This window comes from Aquitalea sp. ASV15 (assembly GCF_016429115.1).
Taxonomy (GTDB): Bacteria; Pseudomonadota; Gammaproteobacteria; order Burkholderiales; family Chromobacteriaceae; genus Aquitalea; species Aquitalea magnusonii.
Map to the genome: position 1 here is coordinate 62,009 of NZ_JAELTZ010000014.1, position 17,572 is coordinate 79,580.

The following is a 17,572-nucleotide window of genomic DNA, read 5'->3' on the forward strand; positions in this document are numbered from 1 at the left end:
CCTTACCCTCCACCCTCGCCGTCACGAAATCGCCACATCAAGCTACAAACTTTCTGCTATATTTGATTTCGTACACAATCAAAAAGAGCAGTTGCCATGCACTACCCCATCCCCCTGTCGCGCAGCAGTGCGCTGCGCATTCCACTGGTGGCCAGCACGGTGCGCGCCGGCTTTCCCAGCCCCGCGGACGATTACGTGCAGGACAATATCAACCTCAACACCCTGCTGGTGGACGACCCGGACTGTACCTTTTTGATGATGGCCAGCAACGACGCCATCCACGGTATTTTCAAGGGCGACTATGTGTTGATCGACAAGGCCCGCACGCCGGTGCATGGCAATGTGGTGGTGGCCGCACATGAGGACGGCTTTGTGCTGCGCCGGCTGCACAAGCAGCAAGGCATGCTGGCGCTGCTGGCTGACGCACCGGGCTATCCGATGATTCCGGCAGAAGGCGATTACACCTTGCAGATATGGGGGGTAGTGATTGCCGTGGTGCGGCGGCTGGTATGAGTACCTTTGCGCTGGTGGATGGCAACAGCTTTTACGCCAGCTGCGAGCGGGTGTTCCGCCCCGACCTCGCCGGCCGGCCCATCATCGTGCTGTCCAACAATGATGGCTGCGTGGTGGCGCGTTCGGCCGAGGCCAAGGCGCTGGGCATTCCCGGTTTTGTGCCTTTTTTCCAGATCCAGCAGCTGTGCTACAAACACCGCGTGGTGGTGTTCTCCAGCAACTACACCTTATATGGTGACCTGTCGCGACGGATGATGAATGTACTCAGCCGCTTCGCCCCGCTGCAGGAAATCTACAGCATCGACGAATGCTTTCTGGACGTCACCGGCATCCCGGACCTGGACAGCCACGGCCACCGCATCCGCCAAGCCGTATGGCAGGGGCTGGGCATACCCACATGCGTGGGCATGGGTGCCAGCAAGACGCTGGCCAAGCTTGCCAACCATGTGGCCAAAAAGCGGCCTGAATGGAACGGCGTATTTGAATGGGGCTGGCTGAACCCGCGCGAGGCCGACCGGCTGCTGGCCGAATTTGCCGTTGGTGAAGTGTGGGGGATTGGCCGGCGCATTGCAGAAAAGCTGCAGTTGATGAATATCCACAGTGCTTTGGATCTGAAACTGGCCGATCCACGCCATATCAAGCGCAAGTTCAACGTGGTGGTGGAGCGCACGGTCGCCGAGCTCAATGGCGTAGCCTGTCTGGCATTGGAAGACGTAGCTCCGGCCAAGCAGCAAATCATCTCAAGTCGCAGCTTTAGCCGCCTGGTGCACGACCTGCCCTCACTCTCTGCCAGCATCAGCCACCACGTCGCCCGCGCCGCCGAAAAGCTGCGCGCCCAGGGCAGCACCGCCGGGCTGATTGGCGTCAGCATCCGCACCAACCCCTTCCGCGACCTGGGCCAGTACCACGGCTACACCTGCGTGCCGCTGGTCCACCCCAGCGCTGACACCCTGCTGCTCAACCACGCCGCCCAGGCTGCGCTGCGCGCCATCTGGCGCAAGGAGTTCAGCTACCACAAAGCAGGGGTAATCATGATGGACATCGGCACCCAGACCATCCAGCAACACGACCTGTTCAGCCCCCTGCCCGACATCAAACGCGCCAAGCTCATGGCCGCCATCGACAAGCTCAACCGCGACCACGGCCGCGGGACCATCCGCCTGGGCGCGGAAGGGCTAACAGATGACTGGCGGATGAAACAGGAAAAGAAATCGCCCTGCTATACGACAAGGGCAGACCAATTGGTGAAGGTGGGATAGCGCGTTAAAACGAGGGGAAATTTGCACCCGAGTGACAATTAAAGCGCAAATAGTGCCAAAAACCCTGCAAATCGGCGGTGACAATAAAAGTGCAAACGAGTGCCAAAACGGCCGCAAAGTTACACATTGGCATCGTTCATTGAGTTCCGATCCAGAGTATAGGAAGCCAAGAAAAAAACTGAACTCTTATCGCCAATGTGTAGGAGTGTTGTGTAGAACTCAGGGGCAAAAAAGCCTTGCAGAACCTGAATTTACTGTAAAAACAACACTTTAGGGGTGCTTGGCGGAGAGGGGGGGATTCGAACCCCCGTTAGGGTATTACCCTAAACACGCTTTCCAGGCGTGCGACTTAAACCACTCATCCACCTCTCCAGATGGCTGCCAAGGCTGTGTTTACTGCGTTTCGGCCTCAGAGGCTGCGCAGTATATAAGCCCTTATTGCTGGGCGCAAGGGGTTTTGTAGGCCGCATGCAAAAAAAGCTGTTGCTGGTAATCGCCGATGGCTGCGCGTTCGCGTTCCAGCCAGTCGGCAATGGCGCGGCGAAATTGCGGGTGGGCAATCCAGTGGGCCGAGCTGGTCTGCACCGGGGTAAAGCCGCGCGCCAGTTTGTGTTCGCCCTGTGCGCCCCCTTCGAAACACTGCAATCCATGCTGGATGGCGTATTCGATACCGCTGTAATAGCACAGCTCGAAATGCAGGCAATCCACGCTGTCCAGCGCGCCCCAGTAGCGGCCATACAGGGTGTTGCCGTCTTGCAGACACCAGCTGGCGGCAATGGCCTGCCCAGCGCGCCGGGCGATAAACATCAGGCAATGCGGGCTGAGGCTGCGTCCTACCCGCTGGAAGAAATCCAGGTTGAGATAAGGTGGCGAGCGGTGTTCCAGATAGGTCTGCCGGTAACAGCGTTCGAAGAATGCCCAGTCGGCCGCGCTGATTTCCTCGCCAGCCAATACCTGCACGCTGATGCCGGCATCGCGTACCTTGCGCCTTTCCTGGCGGATTTTCTTGCGTTTGCTTTGCGACAGCGCCGCCAGAAAAGCATCGAAATCGGCATAGCCCTGGTTAAGCCAGTGAAACTGCACGCCATGGCGCAGCAGCCAGCCCGCTTCTTGCAACAGCGCCAGTTCCTCGGCAGTGGGAAACAGCACATGGGCGGAGGACAGGCGATAATCGGCGACCACTTGTTGCAGCCCCTGGATGAGCAGCCGCTGCCCGGCGGCATCGCCCAGCAGCCGCGGACCGCTCACCGGGGTAAAGGGTGAGGCCAGCAGCAGCTTGGGGTAGTAATCCAGGCCGGCGCGTTGCCAGGCTTCGGCCCAGGCCCAGTCGAACACGTATTCGCCACGCGAATGGCTTTTCAGCCAGGCGGGGGCCAAGGCTTGCAGGCGGCCATCCTGCTGCAGTTGCAGCGGCAGTGGCTGCCAGCCGCTGGCCGCTGTGGCACAGCCGCTATCCTGCAGGGCACTCAGCCATTGCCGCTGCATGAAGAGGCCGGCATCCGCCGCCAGTTGGTCCCAGTCAGCAGCATGCAAAGCGCCATAGCTATCGGCCAGATGCAGATTCACGTGGTTTCCTTTCGGGCAAGCCGTCATTCTTGGGGTAAAATCGCAACATCCAAACCCATGGTTATGTTCAACATGCGTATTGCGCTCGCTCAGTTCAACCCGATTGTTGGCGATATTGCCGGCAATACCCGAAAAATTCTCGATCTGGCCCAGGCCGCCATGGCGCAGGGCGCCGATATTCTGGTGACGCCGGAGCTGGCCCTCACCGGCTACAGCCCGGAAGACCTGTTGCTGCGCGACAGCTTTTATCGCGCCTGCTCCGCCGCCATGGACCAGTTGCTGGAGCTGGATGGCATTACGCTGGTGATCGGCCATCCGGTCAAGCTGGGCCATGAGCGCTTCAACGCCGCCACGGTACTACGCGATGGTAACCGGCTGGGCCAGTATCACAAGATGTTGCTGCCCAATGATGAAGTATTCGATGAGTGCCGCTACTTTACCCCCGGCGCCATGCCGCTGGTGTTCCAGCAGGGCGAGCACAAGGTGGGCGTGCTGATCTGCGAGGATGTGTGGTCGGTAGACCCGGCGGCAGAAGCCGCCGATGCCGGTGCCGATGTGGTGCTGGTGCTGAATGCCTCGCCCTTCCACCGCAACAAGATTGAAACCCGCCATGAGGTGGTCCGCTACCGCGCCGAGGAAACCGGCCTGCCGTTTGCCTATGTCAATCTGGTGGGCGGCCAGGACGAGCTGGTATTCGATGGTGCGTCCTTCGCCACCAACAAGGCGGGCGAGGTGGTGGCCCAGGCCCGCGCCTATGGCGACGAGCTGTTGCTGATCGATTTCAGCGCCGGCGACTTGCAAGCCGCCCCGGCCAAGGCCGCACTGCCGGGCGAGCTGGAAAGCGTCTACCAGGCACTGGTGGTGGGCGTGCGCGACTACATCAGCAAGAACGGCTTCCCTGGCGTGCTGCTGGGTCTGTCCGGCGGCATCGACTCGGCACTGACGCTGGCGGTAGCGGTGGATGCACTGGGTACGGACAAGGTGCACGCGGTGATGATGCCCTCGCGCTATACCGCCGACATCTCGGTGATCGACTCGCGCGACATGATAGGCCGGCTGGGTGTGCAGTATGACGAAATCGAAATCTGGCCGATGTACGAGAGCTTCATGAATGCGCTGGCGGCCAATTTCACCGGTCTGGCGGAAGACACCACCGAAGAAAACCTGCAAGCGCGCATTCGCGGCACCCTGCTGATGGCGCTGTCCAACAAAACCGGCAAGCTGGTACTGACCACCGGCAACAAGTCGGAAATGACCACCGGCTACTGCACGCTGTACGGTGACATGGCTGGCGGCTTTGCCGTGCTGAAAGACGTGGCCAAGACCCTGGTGTTCGCCCTGTGCCGCTGGCGCAATACCCAGGGCGAAGTCATCCCCGAGCGCATCATCACCCGCCCGCCCTCCGCCGAGCTGCGCCCTGACCAGAAAGACCAGGACAGCCTGCCGCCCTACGAGGTGCTGGACGCCATCATGGCACGCTATGTGGAGGAAAACCTGTCGGCAGAAGAAATCATCGCCGACGGTTTTGCCGAAGCCGATGTGCGCAAGGTGGTGCGCCTGCTGAAGATCAACGAATACAAGCGCCGCCAGGCACCGGTTGGCCCGCGCGTCACCCAGCGTGGCTTTGGCAAGGACTGGCGCTACCCCATCACCAACAAGTTCAGCTAAGTGATTAGGCAAGCAGGCTTGCCGGGCCTGCTTGCCTGCCATCCTCAGGCATGCCAAGCTGCGCGCTATTCTATTGTCATCACCGGAAAGCCCCATGAAACTCCGCCCTGCCCTGGCCACCCTGCCCCTACTCACCGCCCTTGCCCTGCTCGGCGGCTGCGCCAGCCCGCTGGCCGGCAAACCGGCGGATCAGGCCACCCGTCTGGTACTGCGCGAAAACCTGCAACACGCCAGCTACAACTTCAGTGGCGAGATGGGCTTCAACACCCTGCACGGCAGTCGCGAGGATGATGCCAAGCCGCAGCTGCGCTACACCATTGATGAAGTCGCCCGTTCCACCAAGGTGACGGTGAGCGGTGCGGTCGATCAGGCCAGCAAGCGCATGGAGCTGATCCCGTCCTTTCGCTTTGAGCGGCGCAATCTGCAGGCCAGCGTCACCCTGCCGCTGGAGCTGAACCTGCAGGATTTCTCGCTGCTGGTCGACCCCTCCGCCCTTGACCTGTTCGTGCCGGAGCTGCACAGCGAGCAGCCGCGCTTTGTCCGCTTCCAGCTGCCGCCGGACATCGCCGGCAAGATACCGCTGGATGCCATATTGCAGGCCCTGCCGGGACTGGTGGACGAAGGCTATGGCAAGGTCGCGCCGCAGGCATTTGCGCTGGAAGCGCTGGACGGCACCGCCAAAGAACTGGGCGCCAGCTATCAGCTGCGCATTGCCATGAGCCCGCAGCAGGAAAACCAGGTGCTGATGCATGTGCTGGAAGGACTGGCCAAGGTGGTGAGCCAGCAAGCCGAGCGCGATGGTCGCCCGCAAGATGGCAAGCAAGCCGAACAGCTGCTGCAACTGGTACGCGAGCTCACCCAGAGCAAGGTCGCCAAACAGCCGCTGAGCAAGTCGGTATCGCACCTGTATGCCAATCGGCGCGGCCAGTTGCTGGGCGTCAACCAGACCGTGGAGCTGGATACGCCGCAATTGCGTGGCCAGGCTTACATCCAGCTGCGTTACAGCAATCATGGCAAGCCGGTGTTTGCCTACCAGCCCACTGCCGCCAGCATCATCGACTATGACAAGCTGCCCAAGCCACAATGGCTGAAAGGGCTGGAGCAATAAGCGCCGTCACCCCCGGACCGGCCGCTGCGCGCCTTGCGCCAGCGGCGCTGTATCACTGGCCTGGCCAGCGCTTGCGCCACATTCCTTAACAGCAAAGGCAGAACCCGCCGCCTCACTTGCTGTCACACTGTGCTGCATCGCACACAAGCAAGCCCTGGCGGCCTGTATCAAGGATTCCCAATGAAAAAAATCGCCCTGGCCTTACTGGCCACCCTGCTAAGCCTACCCGTCCACGCCAGCGCCATCGCTCAGCTCAAGGCCTTTGTCAGCGACACCAAGACCCTGTCGGCCAGCTTCAACCAGCTGGTCAGCTCCAAAAACAAGCACGAAGAAGCCAGCGGTACGCTGGAAATCTCGCGCCCCGGTAAATTCCGCTGGAGTTATAACAAGCCCTACGAGCAGCTGATCGTCGGCGATGGCAAAACACTGTGGATTTACGACAAGGACCTGGCCCAGGTCACCCGCAAGAACCTGGACGGCGCACTGGGCAGCAGCCCGGCGGCACTGCTGGCCGGCAACAATGCCATCGAGCGTGACTATGTCTTGAAAGAAGCCGGCAAACAGGGCGAGGTGGAATGGCTGAGCGCCAGCCCGAAAAAGGCCGACAACACCTTCAACGCCATCCGCATGGGCTTCAGCAACAAGATGCTGGTGGAAATGGAGCTGACCGACAGCTTTGGCAACAACACCCGCATCCGCTTCAGCGCCCAGCAGAAGAACCCGGCATTGGCGGCCAGTCATTTCAGCTTCAGCGCCCCCAAGGGCGTGGATGTGGTCAGCGGAGACTGAGTCCGCGCCGACCACCGCGGCGGCTGCCCGGTCTTATGGCGCCACCGCCCAGCCCGCCTGCTGCAAGAACCGTTCTACCTGTCGGGTATAGTCGCCCGGCAAGCCCAGCTGCTGGTTGATCTGGCCATGGCTCAGCTCCTGCGGCAATACCTGTACCGTCACCCCGGCCTGCCGCCCCTTGTCCGCCAGCCCCTGCGCCTGGGTGCAGGACGTTGCGCGGCGTGAGGAGCACACCGCCAGCAAGGGTGGCGCGGCGGCCGTCAGCAGCCGTGTGGGCGACAAAGCCGCCCAGCGGGCGGCATCCCCGCTAAAAGCCTTGTCGTACAAGGGCAGATGCGGTGCGCGCATGATGGCAGCCACCTCCAGCGCCGCACTATCCAGCAATACCGTGGCCAGCCAGGGCTGTACGCCATGGCGCTGGCGCAAGGCCTGATCGGTACTCAGCAAGCCCACCAGATGTGCACCGGCGGAATGGCCCATCAACACCAGCTGCCGCTTGTTTGCCCCCCACTCCGCGGCATGGTCCTGTACCCAGGCCAGCGCACTGGCCACGTCATCGGCCTGCTGTTCCACCGCAGCCTGCGGCAGCAGACGGTAATCCAGTGACACCAGCACCACTCCGGCAGGCGACCAGCGTGCCAGCTTGTTATCCACCACACTGGCTGCCTGCTTGCTGCCCAGCCGCCAGGCCCCACCATGCACCATCACCAGCAGCGGCCGCCCCTGCCCGGCGCTGGCCGGCAGGTAGACATCCAGCCGCTGGCGCACATCAGGGCCATACGCCAGGTCAGCCAGCTTGCGCACGCCGGGCGGCAAGGCAGCCTGGCTGAGTGTCTCGTCGGCACCCAGCCCATCGTGACTGGCCGCGCCTTGCTGCAGCCAGTCGCGCAATGGCCCTCCCGCCGCCGGTAGCGCCAAGGCCAGCAATAACCAAGCCATCCGCAGTTTCATCCCCACTCCTTTTGCCAGACACTGCGGAGGCCGCAGCACAGCTGATATACTAGCAGGCCGTTTTCCAGCCGTATTAGCCGCCATGAATGATCTGTTTGCCCAGGAAGCGAAAAAGCCGCTGGCTGAAGCACTGCGTCCGGCCACACTCGACGAGGTCATCGGCCAGCAGCACCTGATCGGCCCCGGCAAGCCGCTGCGGCTGGCGGTGGAATCCGGCACCCTGCACTCGATGATTCTGTGGGGCCCGCCCGGCGTGGGTAAAACCACGCTGGCGCGCATCCTGGCCGGCAGCTTCGACGCCGAATTCATTCCGCTCTCTGCCGTGTTTTCCGGGGTGAAGGACATCCGCGATGCGGTGGAACAGGCCCATGCCGCCCTGCAGCGCTCCGGTCGCCATACCATTCTGTTCGTCGACGAAGTCCACCGCTTCAACAAAAGCCAGCAGGATGCGTTTTTACCCTTTGTCGAATCCGGCCTGCTCACCTTTATTGGCGCCACCACCGAAAACCCGTCTTTCGAGGTGAACTCCGCCCTGCTGTCGCGGGCGCAGGTGTATGTGCTGAACAGCCTGGACGAAGCCGAGCTGCAACAGCTGTTCCGCCGCGCCTGCGACAAGGGCGCACTGGACGGGCTGGAGTTTGATGAACAGGCCATCGCCGCCCTCACCGGCTATGCCGATGGCGATGCCCGGCGCTTTCTCAATCTGCTGGAACAAACCCGCACCGCCGCGCTGGCGCGTAAAACCGGCCAGATCACGCAAGACTTTCTGGCCGAGGTACTCAGCGTCAACGCCCGCCGCTTCGACAAGGGCGGCGATGCCTTTTACGACCAGATTTCCGCCCTGCACAAATCGGTGCGCGGCTCCAACCCGGATGCCGCACTGTACTGGCTCACCCGCATGCTGGATGGCGGTGCCGATCCACGCTATCTGGCACGCCGCCTGGTGCGCATGGCCTGGGAAGACATCGGTCTGGCCGACCCGCGCGCCATGCAGATCTGCAATGATGCCGCCACCACCTACGAACGACTGGGCAGCCCGGAAGGCGAACTGGCACTGGCACAAGCCGCCATTTACCTGGCGGTGGCGGCAAAGAGCAATGCCGGCTACATGGCGTACAACCAGGCCCGCGCCTTCATCAAGCAGGACAAGAGCCGCCCGGTGCCGGTACACCTGCGCAACGCCCCCACCAAGCTGATGAAAGAACTGGGCTATGGCCACGCATACCGCTATGCCCATGACGAGCCCAATGCCTACGCCGCCGGGGAAAGCTATCTGCCGGACGACATGCCGGAACCGGGCTGGTATCAGCCGGTGCCGCGCGGGCTGGAAATCAAGATAGGCGAGAAGCTGGCGCAACTGAAAAAGTGGGATGAAGAAGCCGGCAAAAAATAAACCCGGCACCGCAGCCAAGGGCTGAGCCATGCCAGACCTACGTCGGCCACAGCACAGCAGGACGTCGCCTGCCAACATCTACAAGCCCGCCAGCATTGCTTATAATGCTGTTTTTCCCGGCAAGGGGCAGGACAAAGCCAGCCGCTTGCCGTTACACTTGCGTTTTACCGAACAAATTGCTGCTGCCAGCCACCGGCAGACCGTGCAGCAGCACCAGCGGTTGCTTCCCCTCCGCATGCAGGATTCAGTAAGGGGCTGCTGCTAAGACAGCCCGCTACCAGCAAGACATTTCAATACCATCAGGATTTTCCATGCTAGACATTCAATCGCTCCGTAACGACCTGGACGCCGTCGCTGCCCGCCTGGCCAGCCGTGGCTACACCCTGGACACCGCCGCTTTCACCGCAATGGAAGCCGACCGCAAGGCGCTGCAAACCCGTATGCAGGAACTGCAATCGCGCCGCAATGCCACCTCCAAGCAAATTGGCGAAGCCAAGCGCAAGGGCGAGGATGTGTCCGCCATCATGGCCGAAGTGGCCAACCTGGGTGATGAGCTGAAAGCCGCCGAAGCCGCCTTCGAGGCCGTGCAAGCCAAGCTGGACGCCCTGCTGATGAGCATCCCCAACCTGCCGCACGAATCGGTACCGGTAGGCAAGGATGAAAACGACAATGTGGAAGTGCGCCGCGTGGGCGTACCGCGCCAGTTCGATTTCGAAGTGAAAGACCACGTCGACATCGGCAGCCCGCTGGGCCTGGATTTCGACACCGGTGCCAAGCTGTCCGGCGCCCGCTTTACCGTGCTGAAGGGTGACATTGCCCGCCTGCACCGCGCGCTGGCGCAGTTCATGCTGAACACCCACACCGGCGAGCACGGCTATACCGAGCACTACACCCCGTACATCGTCAACGACAGCGCCTTGCTGGGCACCGGCCAGCTGCCGAAGTTTGCCGAAGACATGTTCAAGGTGACCAAGGGCGGCGAAGAAGGCACGGTGGACCAGTACCTGATTTCCACCTCGGAAATCACCCTGACCAATACCGTGAGCAACAGCATCCTGAAAATGGAAGAGCTGCCGCTCAAGCTGACCGCCCACTCGCCCTGCTTCCGCTCCGAAGCGGGCAGCTATGGCCGTGACACCCGCGGCATGATCCGTCAGCACCAGTTCGACAAGGTGGAAATGGTGCGTATCGAGCACCCGGACCACTCCTATGCCGCGCTGGAAGAAATGGTCGGCCACGCCGAGAACATCCTCAAAGCACTGGAACTGCCCTACCGCGTGATTACCCTGTGTACCGGTGACATGGGCTTTGGCGCGGCCAAAACCTACGACCTGGAAGTATGGCTGCCGGCACAGAACACCTACCGCGAAATCTCCAGCTGCTCCAACTGCGAAGCCTTCCAGTCGCGCCGCATGCTGGCCCGCTTCAAGGACGAAAACGGCAAGAACCAGCTGCTGCACACCCTGAATGGTTCCGGTCTGGCCGTGGGCCGCACCCTGGTGGCGGTGCTGGAAAACTACCAGAACGCCGATGGCAGCGTGACCATTCCGGCCGTGCTGCGTCCCTACATGGGCGGCAAGGAAAAAATCGGCGGCTAAGCCTGCCGCCACCGGCCCGCGCCACCGCCCCTTTAACCGGGCAGGACGCGCGCGATTGCAGCGCTCAGACCACAAAAGCCGTTCACTCTTGCAGTGAACGGCTTTTTCATTGCTGCCTCCCCCCAGCCAATATGGCTATCCATGCAGCCCGGCCACGCCGCCACACCGCACGGCATGCGCCGGCAGCCCACCGCCGCGCCTGAGCACCAGCCTGTAGCTGCCGCAACTGTTTAACTATTTTTACTTAAGTAATAACCACAAGCCACCGCGATCATTTGCTCATCGCCAGCGCACTAGGCAGAATGCCAGATCATTATTATTCCAACGTCAAACAAGCTGCGCCCGCCACGGCTGCAGCCTCACCATCATGCCAAGCATCTACGCTCTCAAGTCCCGCTTTCAGCGCCTGCTACGCCCGCTGCTGCATACACTGGCCGCTGCCGGCATCAGCGCCAACCAGGTCACCCTCGCCGCCATGCTGGCCTCACTGGCCTATGGCGCCTGGCTATGGCTGGCCGCAAGCCACACACTGCCCTGGCTGCTGCTGCCGCTGTTTCTGCTGCTGCGCATGGCCCTGAATGCCATCGATGGCATGCTGGCCCGCGAATTCGGCCAGCAATCGCGCCTGGGGGCCATCCTCAATGAAGTGGGCGACGTGGTATCCGATGCCGCGCTGTATCTGCCCTTCTGCAGCCTGAGCAGCCATCCGGCACTGGTGGTGCTGGCGGTACTGCTGGCGATGCTGACCGAATTTGTCGGCATACTGGGCCCCAGCCTGGGCAGTACACGACGCTACGACGGGCCCATGGGCAAGAGCGACCGCGCCTTCTGCTACGGTGGTTTTGCTTTGCTGCTGGTCATCGCACCGGCCAGCGCCGGCTATGCCGACTGGCTGTTCGGCAGCAGCGCCTTGCTGATGCTGCTGACCGTGTTCAATCGTGCCCGCGCCATACTGAAAGAAGGCCACCATGTTTAATCTGCTGTTACCGCCGCCGCTGCTCTGGGCACTGGGCGGCGTGTTCCTGCTGCTGGTGCTGGCAAGCAGCAGCATCCGTCTGCTGGAGGCGCGCAAACCGGAAAAGAACTGGCTGGAGCTGAAGCTGCGCATCAAGACCTGGTGGTGGATTGTCGGCTGTTTCTCGCTCACCATCCTGGGCAATATTCCTGTCGCACTGGTGGTGTTTGCCCTGATCAGCTTTCTGGCGCTCAAGGAATACCTCACGCTGTGCGCCACGCGCACAGCCGACCATGTGGTGCTGTTCTGGGCCTATCTGAGCATCCCCCTGCAGTATTACTGGCTGGGCATCCACTGGTACGGCATGTTCATCATTTTCATCCCGGTGTACATCTTTCTGTTCCTGCCCATGCGCATGGTGCTGATCGGCGAGACACAGGGCTTTCTCAAGGCGGCCGCTTCGCTGCAATGGGGGCTGATGATCAGCGTGTTCTGCCTGAGCCACATGGCAGCCGTGCTCACCCTGCCGCAGCTCACCGGCATCGGCGTACCGGCACAGGGGGCGATGATGCTGTTTTATCTGGTAACCCTCACCCAGCTGAATGATGTGGCGCAATACCTGTGGGGCAAGTCCTGCGGCAAACGCAAGATTGCCCCCAAGGTATCGCCCAACAAGACACTGGAGGGTTTTGTCGGCGGCGCGCTCACCACCAGCGTTCTTGGCTGGCTGCTCGGCCCCTGGCTGACGCCGTTCAGCCCGCTGTATGCCGCGCTGGCCGGCTTGCTGATTGGCACCATGGGCTTCATCGGTGACATTGTGATTTCGGCGGTGAAACGCGATATCGGCGTGAAAGATTCGGGCCGGCTGTTGCCGGGCCACGGCGGCATTCTGGACCGGCTGGATTCGCTCACCTATACCGCGCCGCTGTTCTTCCACTACGTGCATTACCTGTATTTCTAGCTTGGACATGAACAATCTGCTGCGGATACTTTTTGTCATGCTGCTGGCTCGGCCGGTGGTCCGGCTATGGCTGGGCGTCACGGTGCGCCATCAGGAACGGCTGCCCGGCACCGGGCCAGCCATTGTCATTGCCAACCACAACAGCCATCTGGACATCCTGGCGCTATACAGCCTGTTTCCGCTGGGGCTGATTCCCCGCGTGCGCCCTGCGGCTGCGGCGGATTACTTTCTGAAAAACCGCTGGCTGGCCTGGTTCGCCACCCATGTGGTGGGCATCATCCCGGTGGTGCGCGGCGGCATGCGCCGCGATCCGCTGGCCGGCTGCCGCCAGGCCCTGCACAACGGCGACATCCTGGTGCTGTTTCCGGAAGGCACCCGCGGCGAGCCGGAGGCCCTGTCCGATATCAAATCCGGCATCTGGTATCTGCTGCGTGACTTCCCCGACATCCCGGTGGTGCCGGTCTACCTGCATGGACTGGGCCGGGCCATGGGGCGTGGCCAGTGGCTGCCGGTGCCGTTTTTTGTCGATATCGCCATCGGCCGCAGCCTGCCGCATCTGGAGAACAAGGAAGCGTTCTGCACCCTGATACGTGACACCCTGCTGCAACTGAAACAGAAAACCCTGCCGGCCACCCCGGCGCAAGACTGAGCCTGCCGCCATCTGCTGCTGCCGGCGCGGTGACCGGTGCTGCCTGCGGTTCTCTTGCGCCCCTCTCCGGGCAGACAGGGTGATTTTGTTCAATACCCGTGCCGGCGGCGACTTTATCTTCAGGGTCCACTCCACCCTTGAGGATTCCCATGCAAGTCTTCCTGTCCATGGCCGCTTTTGCGCTGGCGGCTTCCATTTCGCCCGGCCCGGTCAATATCGTGGCTTTCGGCTGCGGTGCCAGCCATGGCTTCTGGCCCAGCTTGCGCCATGTCAGTGGCGCCACCATCGGCTTTACCTTGTTATTCCTGCTCACCGGCCTGGGTCTGGCCGAACTGCTGGCCGGGCTACCGGCGGCAAGCCGGCTGATCCAGTACGCCGGGGTGGGCTTTCTGCTGTATCTGGCGTGGCAGCTCGCCCGCGCCAGTGGCGAACTGGGTGCGCAGCAGCGGCGGCCTTCGTTTCGCCATGGCGCGATGATGCAATGGCTGAACCCCAAGGCCTGGCTGGCTGCGCTGGCCGGCATGGGCGCCTTTGTCAGCCATGGCGAAGCACTGTTGGTGTGGCAGTTTGCCGCCATCTATTTTGTCGTCTGCTATCTGTCGATTGCCTGCTGGGCCTGGGCCGGTGCACGTCTGCAAGGCTTGCTGCGCCATCCGCCACGCATGCGGCTGTTCAACCGCCTGCTGGCGCTACTGCTGGCGGGCAGCGCGCTCTACCTGCTGCAGGGATGATTCAGCCCACGCTGCGGCAATACTGACCGGGCGTGGCCGCCACCAGCCGCTTGAAGGTGCGCTGGAAGTGCGCCTGGTCGGCAAAGCCCAGCGCCTGCGCCACCTGGGCAATCGGCTGGCCGCTGCGCAACAGGCTTTTGCCGCGCTGGATGCGCCGGTTTAGCAGGTATTCGTGCGGTGTCATGTGATAGCGCTGGCGAAAGGCGCGGATCAGGTAGGAGGCGGACAAGGCGGAGGCGCTGCAGATCGCCTGCAGGCTGATGTCGTCGGCGTAGTGGTCGTTGATATAGTCGGCCGCCAGTTGCAGCCGCGGGTGCACCGGCGCCGGCGTACGGCGCGGTGCTGGCCGTGGCTGTTGCAGGGCGGTGAAAAAGGCCGTGGCCGTTTGCTGCCGGCCCAGCTGGCCGCCGGCAGCGGCATGGCAGGCGGCCACCAGTTGCAGCAGGCCGTGATACAGGCTGGCATCCTCGCTCAGCCTGAGCTGGAAACCATGAAAATCCTGATTGGCACTCAGCCCCGATTCGGTTTGCAAGGCGGCCAGCCATGGCGTGTCGACATACAGCATGTGATACGACCAGGGCTGGTCGGCTATGGGATTGCAGGCGTGGACATCACCCGGATTCATCAGCACCACGCTGCCGCGGCCCACGCGGTAACGGTCTTGCAGGCTCAGGTAAGTGCTGCTGCCGCTGGTGATGGCGCCGATGGAAAAGTGCTCGTGCGCATGGCGGGCATAACACACTTGCCGGCCATCGGGCACGCTGCGGATTTCCAGGAAGGGCAGCTGCGGATCGCGCCAGAACAGCGGCGCGGCGGGGCTGGATGCCGGACTGGGGGAGAGGGAGCTGGGCATCCGCCCAGCATAATGCAGTGCAGGCGGCAGCGACAAGTCGCACTGCCACCCATCACTCAGCCGTGCTGCTGCCGCAGCAAGGTCTCGAACTCGGCGGCTGGCACCGCCCGGCTGAACAGATAGCCCTGGCCGCAGTCGCAGCCCTGCTCCAGCAGGAAGCGACGCTGCTCTTCCAGCTCCACCCCTTCGGCCACCAGCTCCAGCCCCAGGCTGCGGGCAATCGAGATGATGGCCTGGGTGATGGCGGCGTCGTCGCGGTCCTGGTGCAGGTCCATGATGAAGCTCTGGTCGATTTTCAGGCCGCGCACCGGCAGGCGCTTGAGATAGGACAGGCTGGAATAGCCGGTGCCGAAATCGTCGATGGACAGATAAATGCCCAGCGCCTGCAAGCGGTGCAGCACCTCCACCATGCCGCTGTCTTCGTCCATGGCCACGCTTTCGGTGATTTCCAGCTCCAGCGCGCTGCTGGGCAGGCTGTGCCGCTCCAGCGCCTGCGCCACGCTGTCGACGATGCTGGAATACTTCAGCTGGCGGCCGGACACATTGACCGCAATGCGCCCTTGCAGCAGGCCGGCATCGCGCCAGCGGCGGATGGCGCCACAGGTGGTGTCCAGCACCCATTCACCGATGCTGGTGATCAGCGAGCTTTCCTCGGCAATCGGAATGAACTGCGCCGGGGAAATCAGCCCCATGTCCGGATGCTGCCAGCGCAGCAGTGCTTCGGCCCCGATGATGCGGCCGCCAGCCAGCTCCACCTTGGGCTGATACCACACTTCCAGCTCGTCCTGCGCCAGCGCGCGGTGCAGGCTGTATTCCATTTTCAGGCGCTCGATGGCGCGCGCATTCATGTCGGCGGTGTAGAACTGGAAATTGTTCTTGCCGCGCTCCTTGGCGCGGTACATGGCGGTGTCGGCATTCACCAGCAGGGCGTCAGCCATGGCGCCATCTTCCGGAAACATGCTGATGCCGATGCTGGCGGAAATGAACACGCCCTGCCCGGCTACGGTGGATTCGGCCGAAATGGCATCCAGAATGCTCTGCGCCCGGCTGGCCACTTGCTGTACCGTCACCACGTTTTCCAGCAGCACGGTGAATTCGTCGCCGGACAGGCGCGACACGGTGGACAGATTGGGCACGATGCGCTGCAACTCGCTGGCAATCCGCATCAGCAGCTCGTCGCCGGCATGGTGGCCCAGGGTGTCGTTCACCATCTTGAAGCGGTCAAGATCGATGAACAGCAAGGCAAAACGGCGATCAAACTGCCGTGCCTGCTCCACCGCCGACTGCAGCTTTTCGATAAACAGCGTGCGGTTGGGCAGGCCGGTCAGCGCATCATGGTTGGCCAGAAAATGCAGCCGTTCCTCGGCCTGCTTGCGCTGGGTGATGTCGGAAAACACCGCCACGTAGTGCAGGCATTCGCCGCGCTCGTCGCGGATGGCGGTGATGCTCAGGTGTTCGGTATACAGCAGGCCGTTCTTGCGCCGGTTCACCACCTCGCCCTGCCAGAATCCATCGTGCCGCAGGCAGCGCCACAGGTATTCGTAGAATTCGGGGGATTGCTTGCCGGACTTGAGCAAGGCCGGCGTCTTGCCGATGGCTTCTTCGCGTGCGTAGCCGGTGATGCGGCTGAAGGCGGGATTGACCGACTGGATGAAGCCATTGCCATCGGTAATGACAATGCCTTCCATGGTGGCTTCGAACACCTTGTCCGCCAGCAGCAGGCTCTGGCGCGATTGCAGCAAGGCTTCGTCGCGCTCGCGCAGCGCGCCATGCAGTTCCAGCAGGAATTCGTGTTCTATGCTCTGGATGATTTCGCGAAAACCGACGATATGCACCAGCTTGTGGTCGGCATCGAATACCGCCAGATGGCGGATCTGGTGCTGCAGGATCACCCGTCGCGCCTGTAACAGGCTGCTGCTGCTGGCCACACCGATCACCGGACGGGTGCAGATGCTGCCCAGCTCCACATCGCCCTGCCCGGCAGCCACCATGCCCACCACGTCGCGCTGGGTGAGGATGCCGTAGCTGCCATCGGCAAACTGTACCCCCAGTGCCGTCAGCTGCTGTTCGCGCATGCTGGAGAGTGCGGCGGAAAGATTGTCGCTGGCCTGCAGGATGACCGCCGGCGGCGCCAGTATGCCATCCAGCCGCTTCAGCCCAAGAAAGGCTTCGGTGCCCTGACACAGCACCACGTCCGACAGCGACACCAGGCCGACTATCGTCCCCTCTTTTTCAACCAGGGCATGGCGGATGCCCTTGCTGCGGAATTGTCCCAACACATCATGCACGCTCAGATGGTGGGCCAGCGTCACCACCGGCTGGCTCATCACCTCGCTGATGGGGCGGCAGCGCGCCGCCGCGTCTTCCAGATCCACGGCCAGCGCATCGGTTTCGGTCCAGATGCCCACGGCCTGGCCAGGTGCGGCAAACACCACGATGGAGCCGCAACCGGACTGCACCATCAGGCTGGCCGCCTCGTGGATCAGCGTCTCCGGTGTGCAACTGAGAATATCAGTCGAGGCAATCTGCTCTATGGGCTGCATCAGCGGGGACATCATCGGACACCTGTAAGCAATTT

15 protein-coding genes and 1 tRNA gene are annotated in these 17,572 nt (G+C 62.3%); 11 read left to right on the top strand and 5 right to left on the bottom strand.

The window, feature by feature from the left end; translation table 11 throughout:
- The first annotated feature begins 96 nt into the window (after window positions 1-96).
- Entirely contained in the window at window positions 97-513 is a 417-nt protein-coding gene (locus JHD64_RS08455; RefSeq protein ID WP_199052960.1) for a LexA family transcriptional regulator, read from the top strand.
- Window positions 510-1,772, top strand: coding sequence for a Y-family DNA polymerase (locus JHD64_RS08460; protein ID WP_199052961.1), 1,263 nt, complete (start codon window positions 510-512; stop codon window positions 1,770-1,772). Before JHD64_RS08455 ends, JHD64_RS08460 begins: the two co-directional genes overlap by 4 nt.
- Window positions 1,773-2,053: 281 nt before the next feature.
- On the opposite strand, the gene JHD64_RS08465 is transcribed toward JHD64_RS08460, so the two are convergent.
- Window positions 2,054-2,144 (bottom strand) — tRNA-Ser (locus JHD64_RS08465).
- Between the two features lie 63 nt (window positions 2,145-2,207).
- Window positions 2,208-3,338, bottom strand: coding sequence for a GNAT family N-acetyltransferase (locus JHD64_RS08470; RefSeq protein ID WP_370540943.1), 1,131 nt, complete (start codon window positions 3,336-3,338; stop codon window positions 2,208-2,210).
- 72 nt (window positions 3,339-3,410) lie between these two features.
- On the opposite strand from JHD64_RS08470, the gene JHD64_RS08475 reads away from it, so the two are divergent.
- From JHD64_RS08475 to lolA, 3 genes are all read left to right on the top strand, one after another.
- Window positions 3,411-5,006: an NAD+ synthase gene (locus JHD64_RS08475; RefSeq protein WP_199052963.1), complete on the top strand. Its 1,596-nt coding sequence runs from the start codon at window positions 3,411-3,413 to the stop codon at window positions 5,004-5,006.
- 94 nt (window positions 5,007-5,100) lie between these two features.
- Window positions 5,101-6,114, top strand: coding sequence for a hypothetical protein (locus JHD64_RS08480; RefSeq protein ID WP_199052964.1), 1,014 nt, complete (start codon window positions 5,101-5,103; stop codon window positions 6,112-6,114).
- A 180-nt stretch (window positions 6,115-6,294) separates the two neighbouring features.
- Window positions 6,295-6,903, top strand: coding sequence for an outer membrane lipoprotein chaperone LolA (lolA, locus tag JHD64_RS08485; RefSeq protein ID WP_059285831.1), 609 nt, complete (start codon window positions 6,295-6,297; stop codon window positions 6,901-6,903).
- 33 nt (window positions 6,904-6,936) lie between these two features.
- On the opposite strand, the gene JHD64_RS08490 is transcribed toward lolA, so the two are convergent.
- Window positions 6,937-7,854: an alpha/beta hydrolase gene (locus JHD64_RS08490; RefSeq protein WP_199052965.1), complete on the bottom strand. Its 918-nt coding sequence runs from the start codon at window positions 7,852-7,854 to the stop codon at window positions 6,937-6,939.
- A gap of 82 nt (window positions 7,855-7,936) precedes the next feature.
- On the opposite strand from JHD64_RS08490, the gene JHD64_RS08495 reads away from it, so the two are divergent.
- The 6 genes from JHD64_RS08495 to JHD64_RS08520 all read left to right on the top strand — a co-directional run bounded on the left by JHD64_RS08495 (window position 7,937) and on the right by JHD64_RS08520 (window position 14,141).
- Complete coding sequence (locus JHD64_RS08495) at window positions 7,937-9,247, top strand: replication-associated recombination protein A (RefSeq protein ID WP_199052966.1); 1,311 nt, start codon at window positions 7,937-7,939, stop codon at window positions 9,245-9,247.
- 311 nt (window positions 9,248-9,558) lie between these two features.
- Window positions 9,559-10,845 carry a serine--tRNA ligase gene (gene serS / locus JHD64_RS08500; protein WP_199052967.1) on the top strand — a complete coding sequence of 429 codons (1,287 nt, stop codon included), beginning with the start codon at window positions 9,559-9,561 and terminating at the stop codon, window positions 10,843-10,845.
- Window positions 10,846-11,212: 367 nt separating this feature from the next.
- Window positions 11,213-11,821 carry a CDP-alcohol phosphatidyltransferase family protein gene (locus tag JHD64_RS08505; RefSeq protein ID WP_199052968.1) on the top strand — a complete coding sequence of 203 codons (609 nt, stop codon included), beginning with the start codon at window positions 11,213-11,215 and terminating at the stop codon, window positions 11,819-11,821.
- On the top strand, window positions 11,814-12,761 hold the full coding sequence (locus JHD64_RS08510) for a phosphatidate cytidylyltransferase (RefSeq protein ID WP_059287280.1): 948 nt from the start codon (window positions 11,814-11,816) through the stop codon (window positions 12,759-12,761). Before JHD64_RS08505 ends, JHD64_RS08510 begins: the two co-directional genes overlap by 8 nt.
- Window positions 12,762-12,798: 37 nt before the next feature.
- Window positions 12,799-13,410 carry a 1-acyl-sn-glycerol-3-phosphate acyltransferase gene (locus tag JHD64_RS08515; protein ID WP_233170406.1) on the top strand — a complete coding sequence of 204 codons (612 nt, stop codon included), beginning with the start codon at window positions 12,799-12,801 and terminating at the stop codon, window positions 13,408-13,410.
- A 149-nt stretch (window positions 13,411-13,559) separates the two neighbouring features.
- Entirely contained in the window at window positions 13,560-14,141 is a 582-nt protein-coding gene (locus JHD64_RS08520) for a LysE family translocator (protein WP_199052970.1), read from the top strand.
- Between the two features lies 1 nt (window position 14,142).
- Here the strand turns inward: JHD64_RS08520 and JHD64_RS08525 are convergent, their stop codons facing one another.
- Window positions 14,143-14,994 (bottom strand): AraC family transcriptional regulator, encoded by an 852-nt coding sequence (locus JHD64_RS08525; RefSeq protein WP_199052971.1) that lies wholly within the window; start codon window positions 14,992-14,994, stop codon window positions 14,143-14,145.
- A 56-nt stretch (window positions 14,995-15,050) separates the two neighbouring features.
- Window positions 15,051-17,552 carry an EAL domain-containing protein gene (locus JHD64_RS08530; protein WP_233170407.1) on the bottom strand — a complete coding sequence of 834 codons (2,502 nt, stop codon included), beginning with the start codon at window positions 17,550-17,552 and terminating at the stop codon, window positions 15,051-15,053.
- Window positions 17,553-17,572 lie beyond the last annotated feature (20 nt).

Coding starts and splice junctions, on each gene's coding strand:
- JHD64_RS08455 (WP_199052960.1), top strand. CDS start 97: ATGCACTACCCCATCCCCCTGTCGCGCAGCAGTGCGCTGCGCATTCCA.
- JHD64_RS08460 (WP_199052961.1), top strand. CDS start 510: ATGAGTACCTTTGCGCTGGTGGATGGCAACAGCTTTTACGCCAGCTGC.
- JHD64_RS08475 (WP_199052963.1), top strand. CDS start 3,411: ATGCGTATTGCGCTCGCTCAGTTCAACCCGATTGTTGGCGATATTGCC.
- JHD64_RS08480 (WP_199052964.1), top strand. CDS start 5,101: ATGAAACTCCGCCCTGCCCTGGCCACCCTGCCCCTACTCACCGCCCTT.
- lolA (WP_059285831.1), top strand. CDS start 6,295: ATGAAAAAAATCGCCCTGGCCTTACTGGCCACCCTGCTAAGCCTACCC.
- JHD64_RS08490 (WP_199052965.1), bottom strand. CDS start 7,854: ATGAAACTGCGGATGGCTTGGTTATTGCTGGCCTTGGCGCTACCGGCG.
- JHD64_RS08495 (WP_199052966.1), top strand. CDS start 7,937: ATGAATGATCTGTTTGCCCAGGAAGCGAAAAAGCCGCTGGCTGAAGCA.
- serS (WP_199052967.1), top strand. CDS start 9,559: ATGCTAGACATTCAATCGCTCCGTAACGACCTGGACGCCGTCGCTGCC.
- JHD64_RS08505 (WP_199052968.1), top strand. CDS start 11,213: ATGCCAAGCATCTACGCTCTCAAGTCCCGCTTTCAGCGCCTGCTACGC.
- JHD64_RS08510 (WP_059287280.1), top strand. CDS start 11,814: ATGTTTAATCTGCTGTTACCGCCGCCGCTGCTCTGGGCACTGGGCGGC.
- JHD64_RS08515 (WP_233170406.1), top strand. CDS start 12,799: ATGCTGCTGGCTCGGCCGGTGGTCCGGCTATGGCTGGGCGTCACGGTG.
- JHD64_RS08520 (WP_199052970.1), top strand. CDS start 13,560: ATGCAAGTCTTCCTGTCCATGGCCGCTTTTGCGCTGGCGGCTTCCATT.
- JHD64_RS08525 (WP_199052971.1), bottom strand. CDS start 14,994: ATGCCCAGCTCCCTCTCCCCCAGTCCGGCATCCAGCCCCGCCGCGCCG.
- JHD64_RS08530 (WP_233170407.1), bottom strand. CDS start 17,552: ATGATGTCCCCGCTGATGCAGCCCATAGAGCAGATTGCCTCGACTGAT.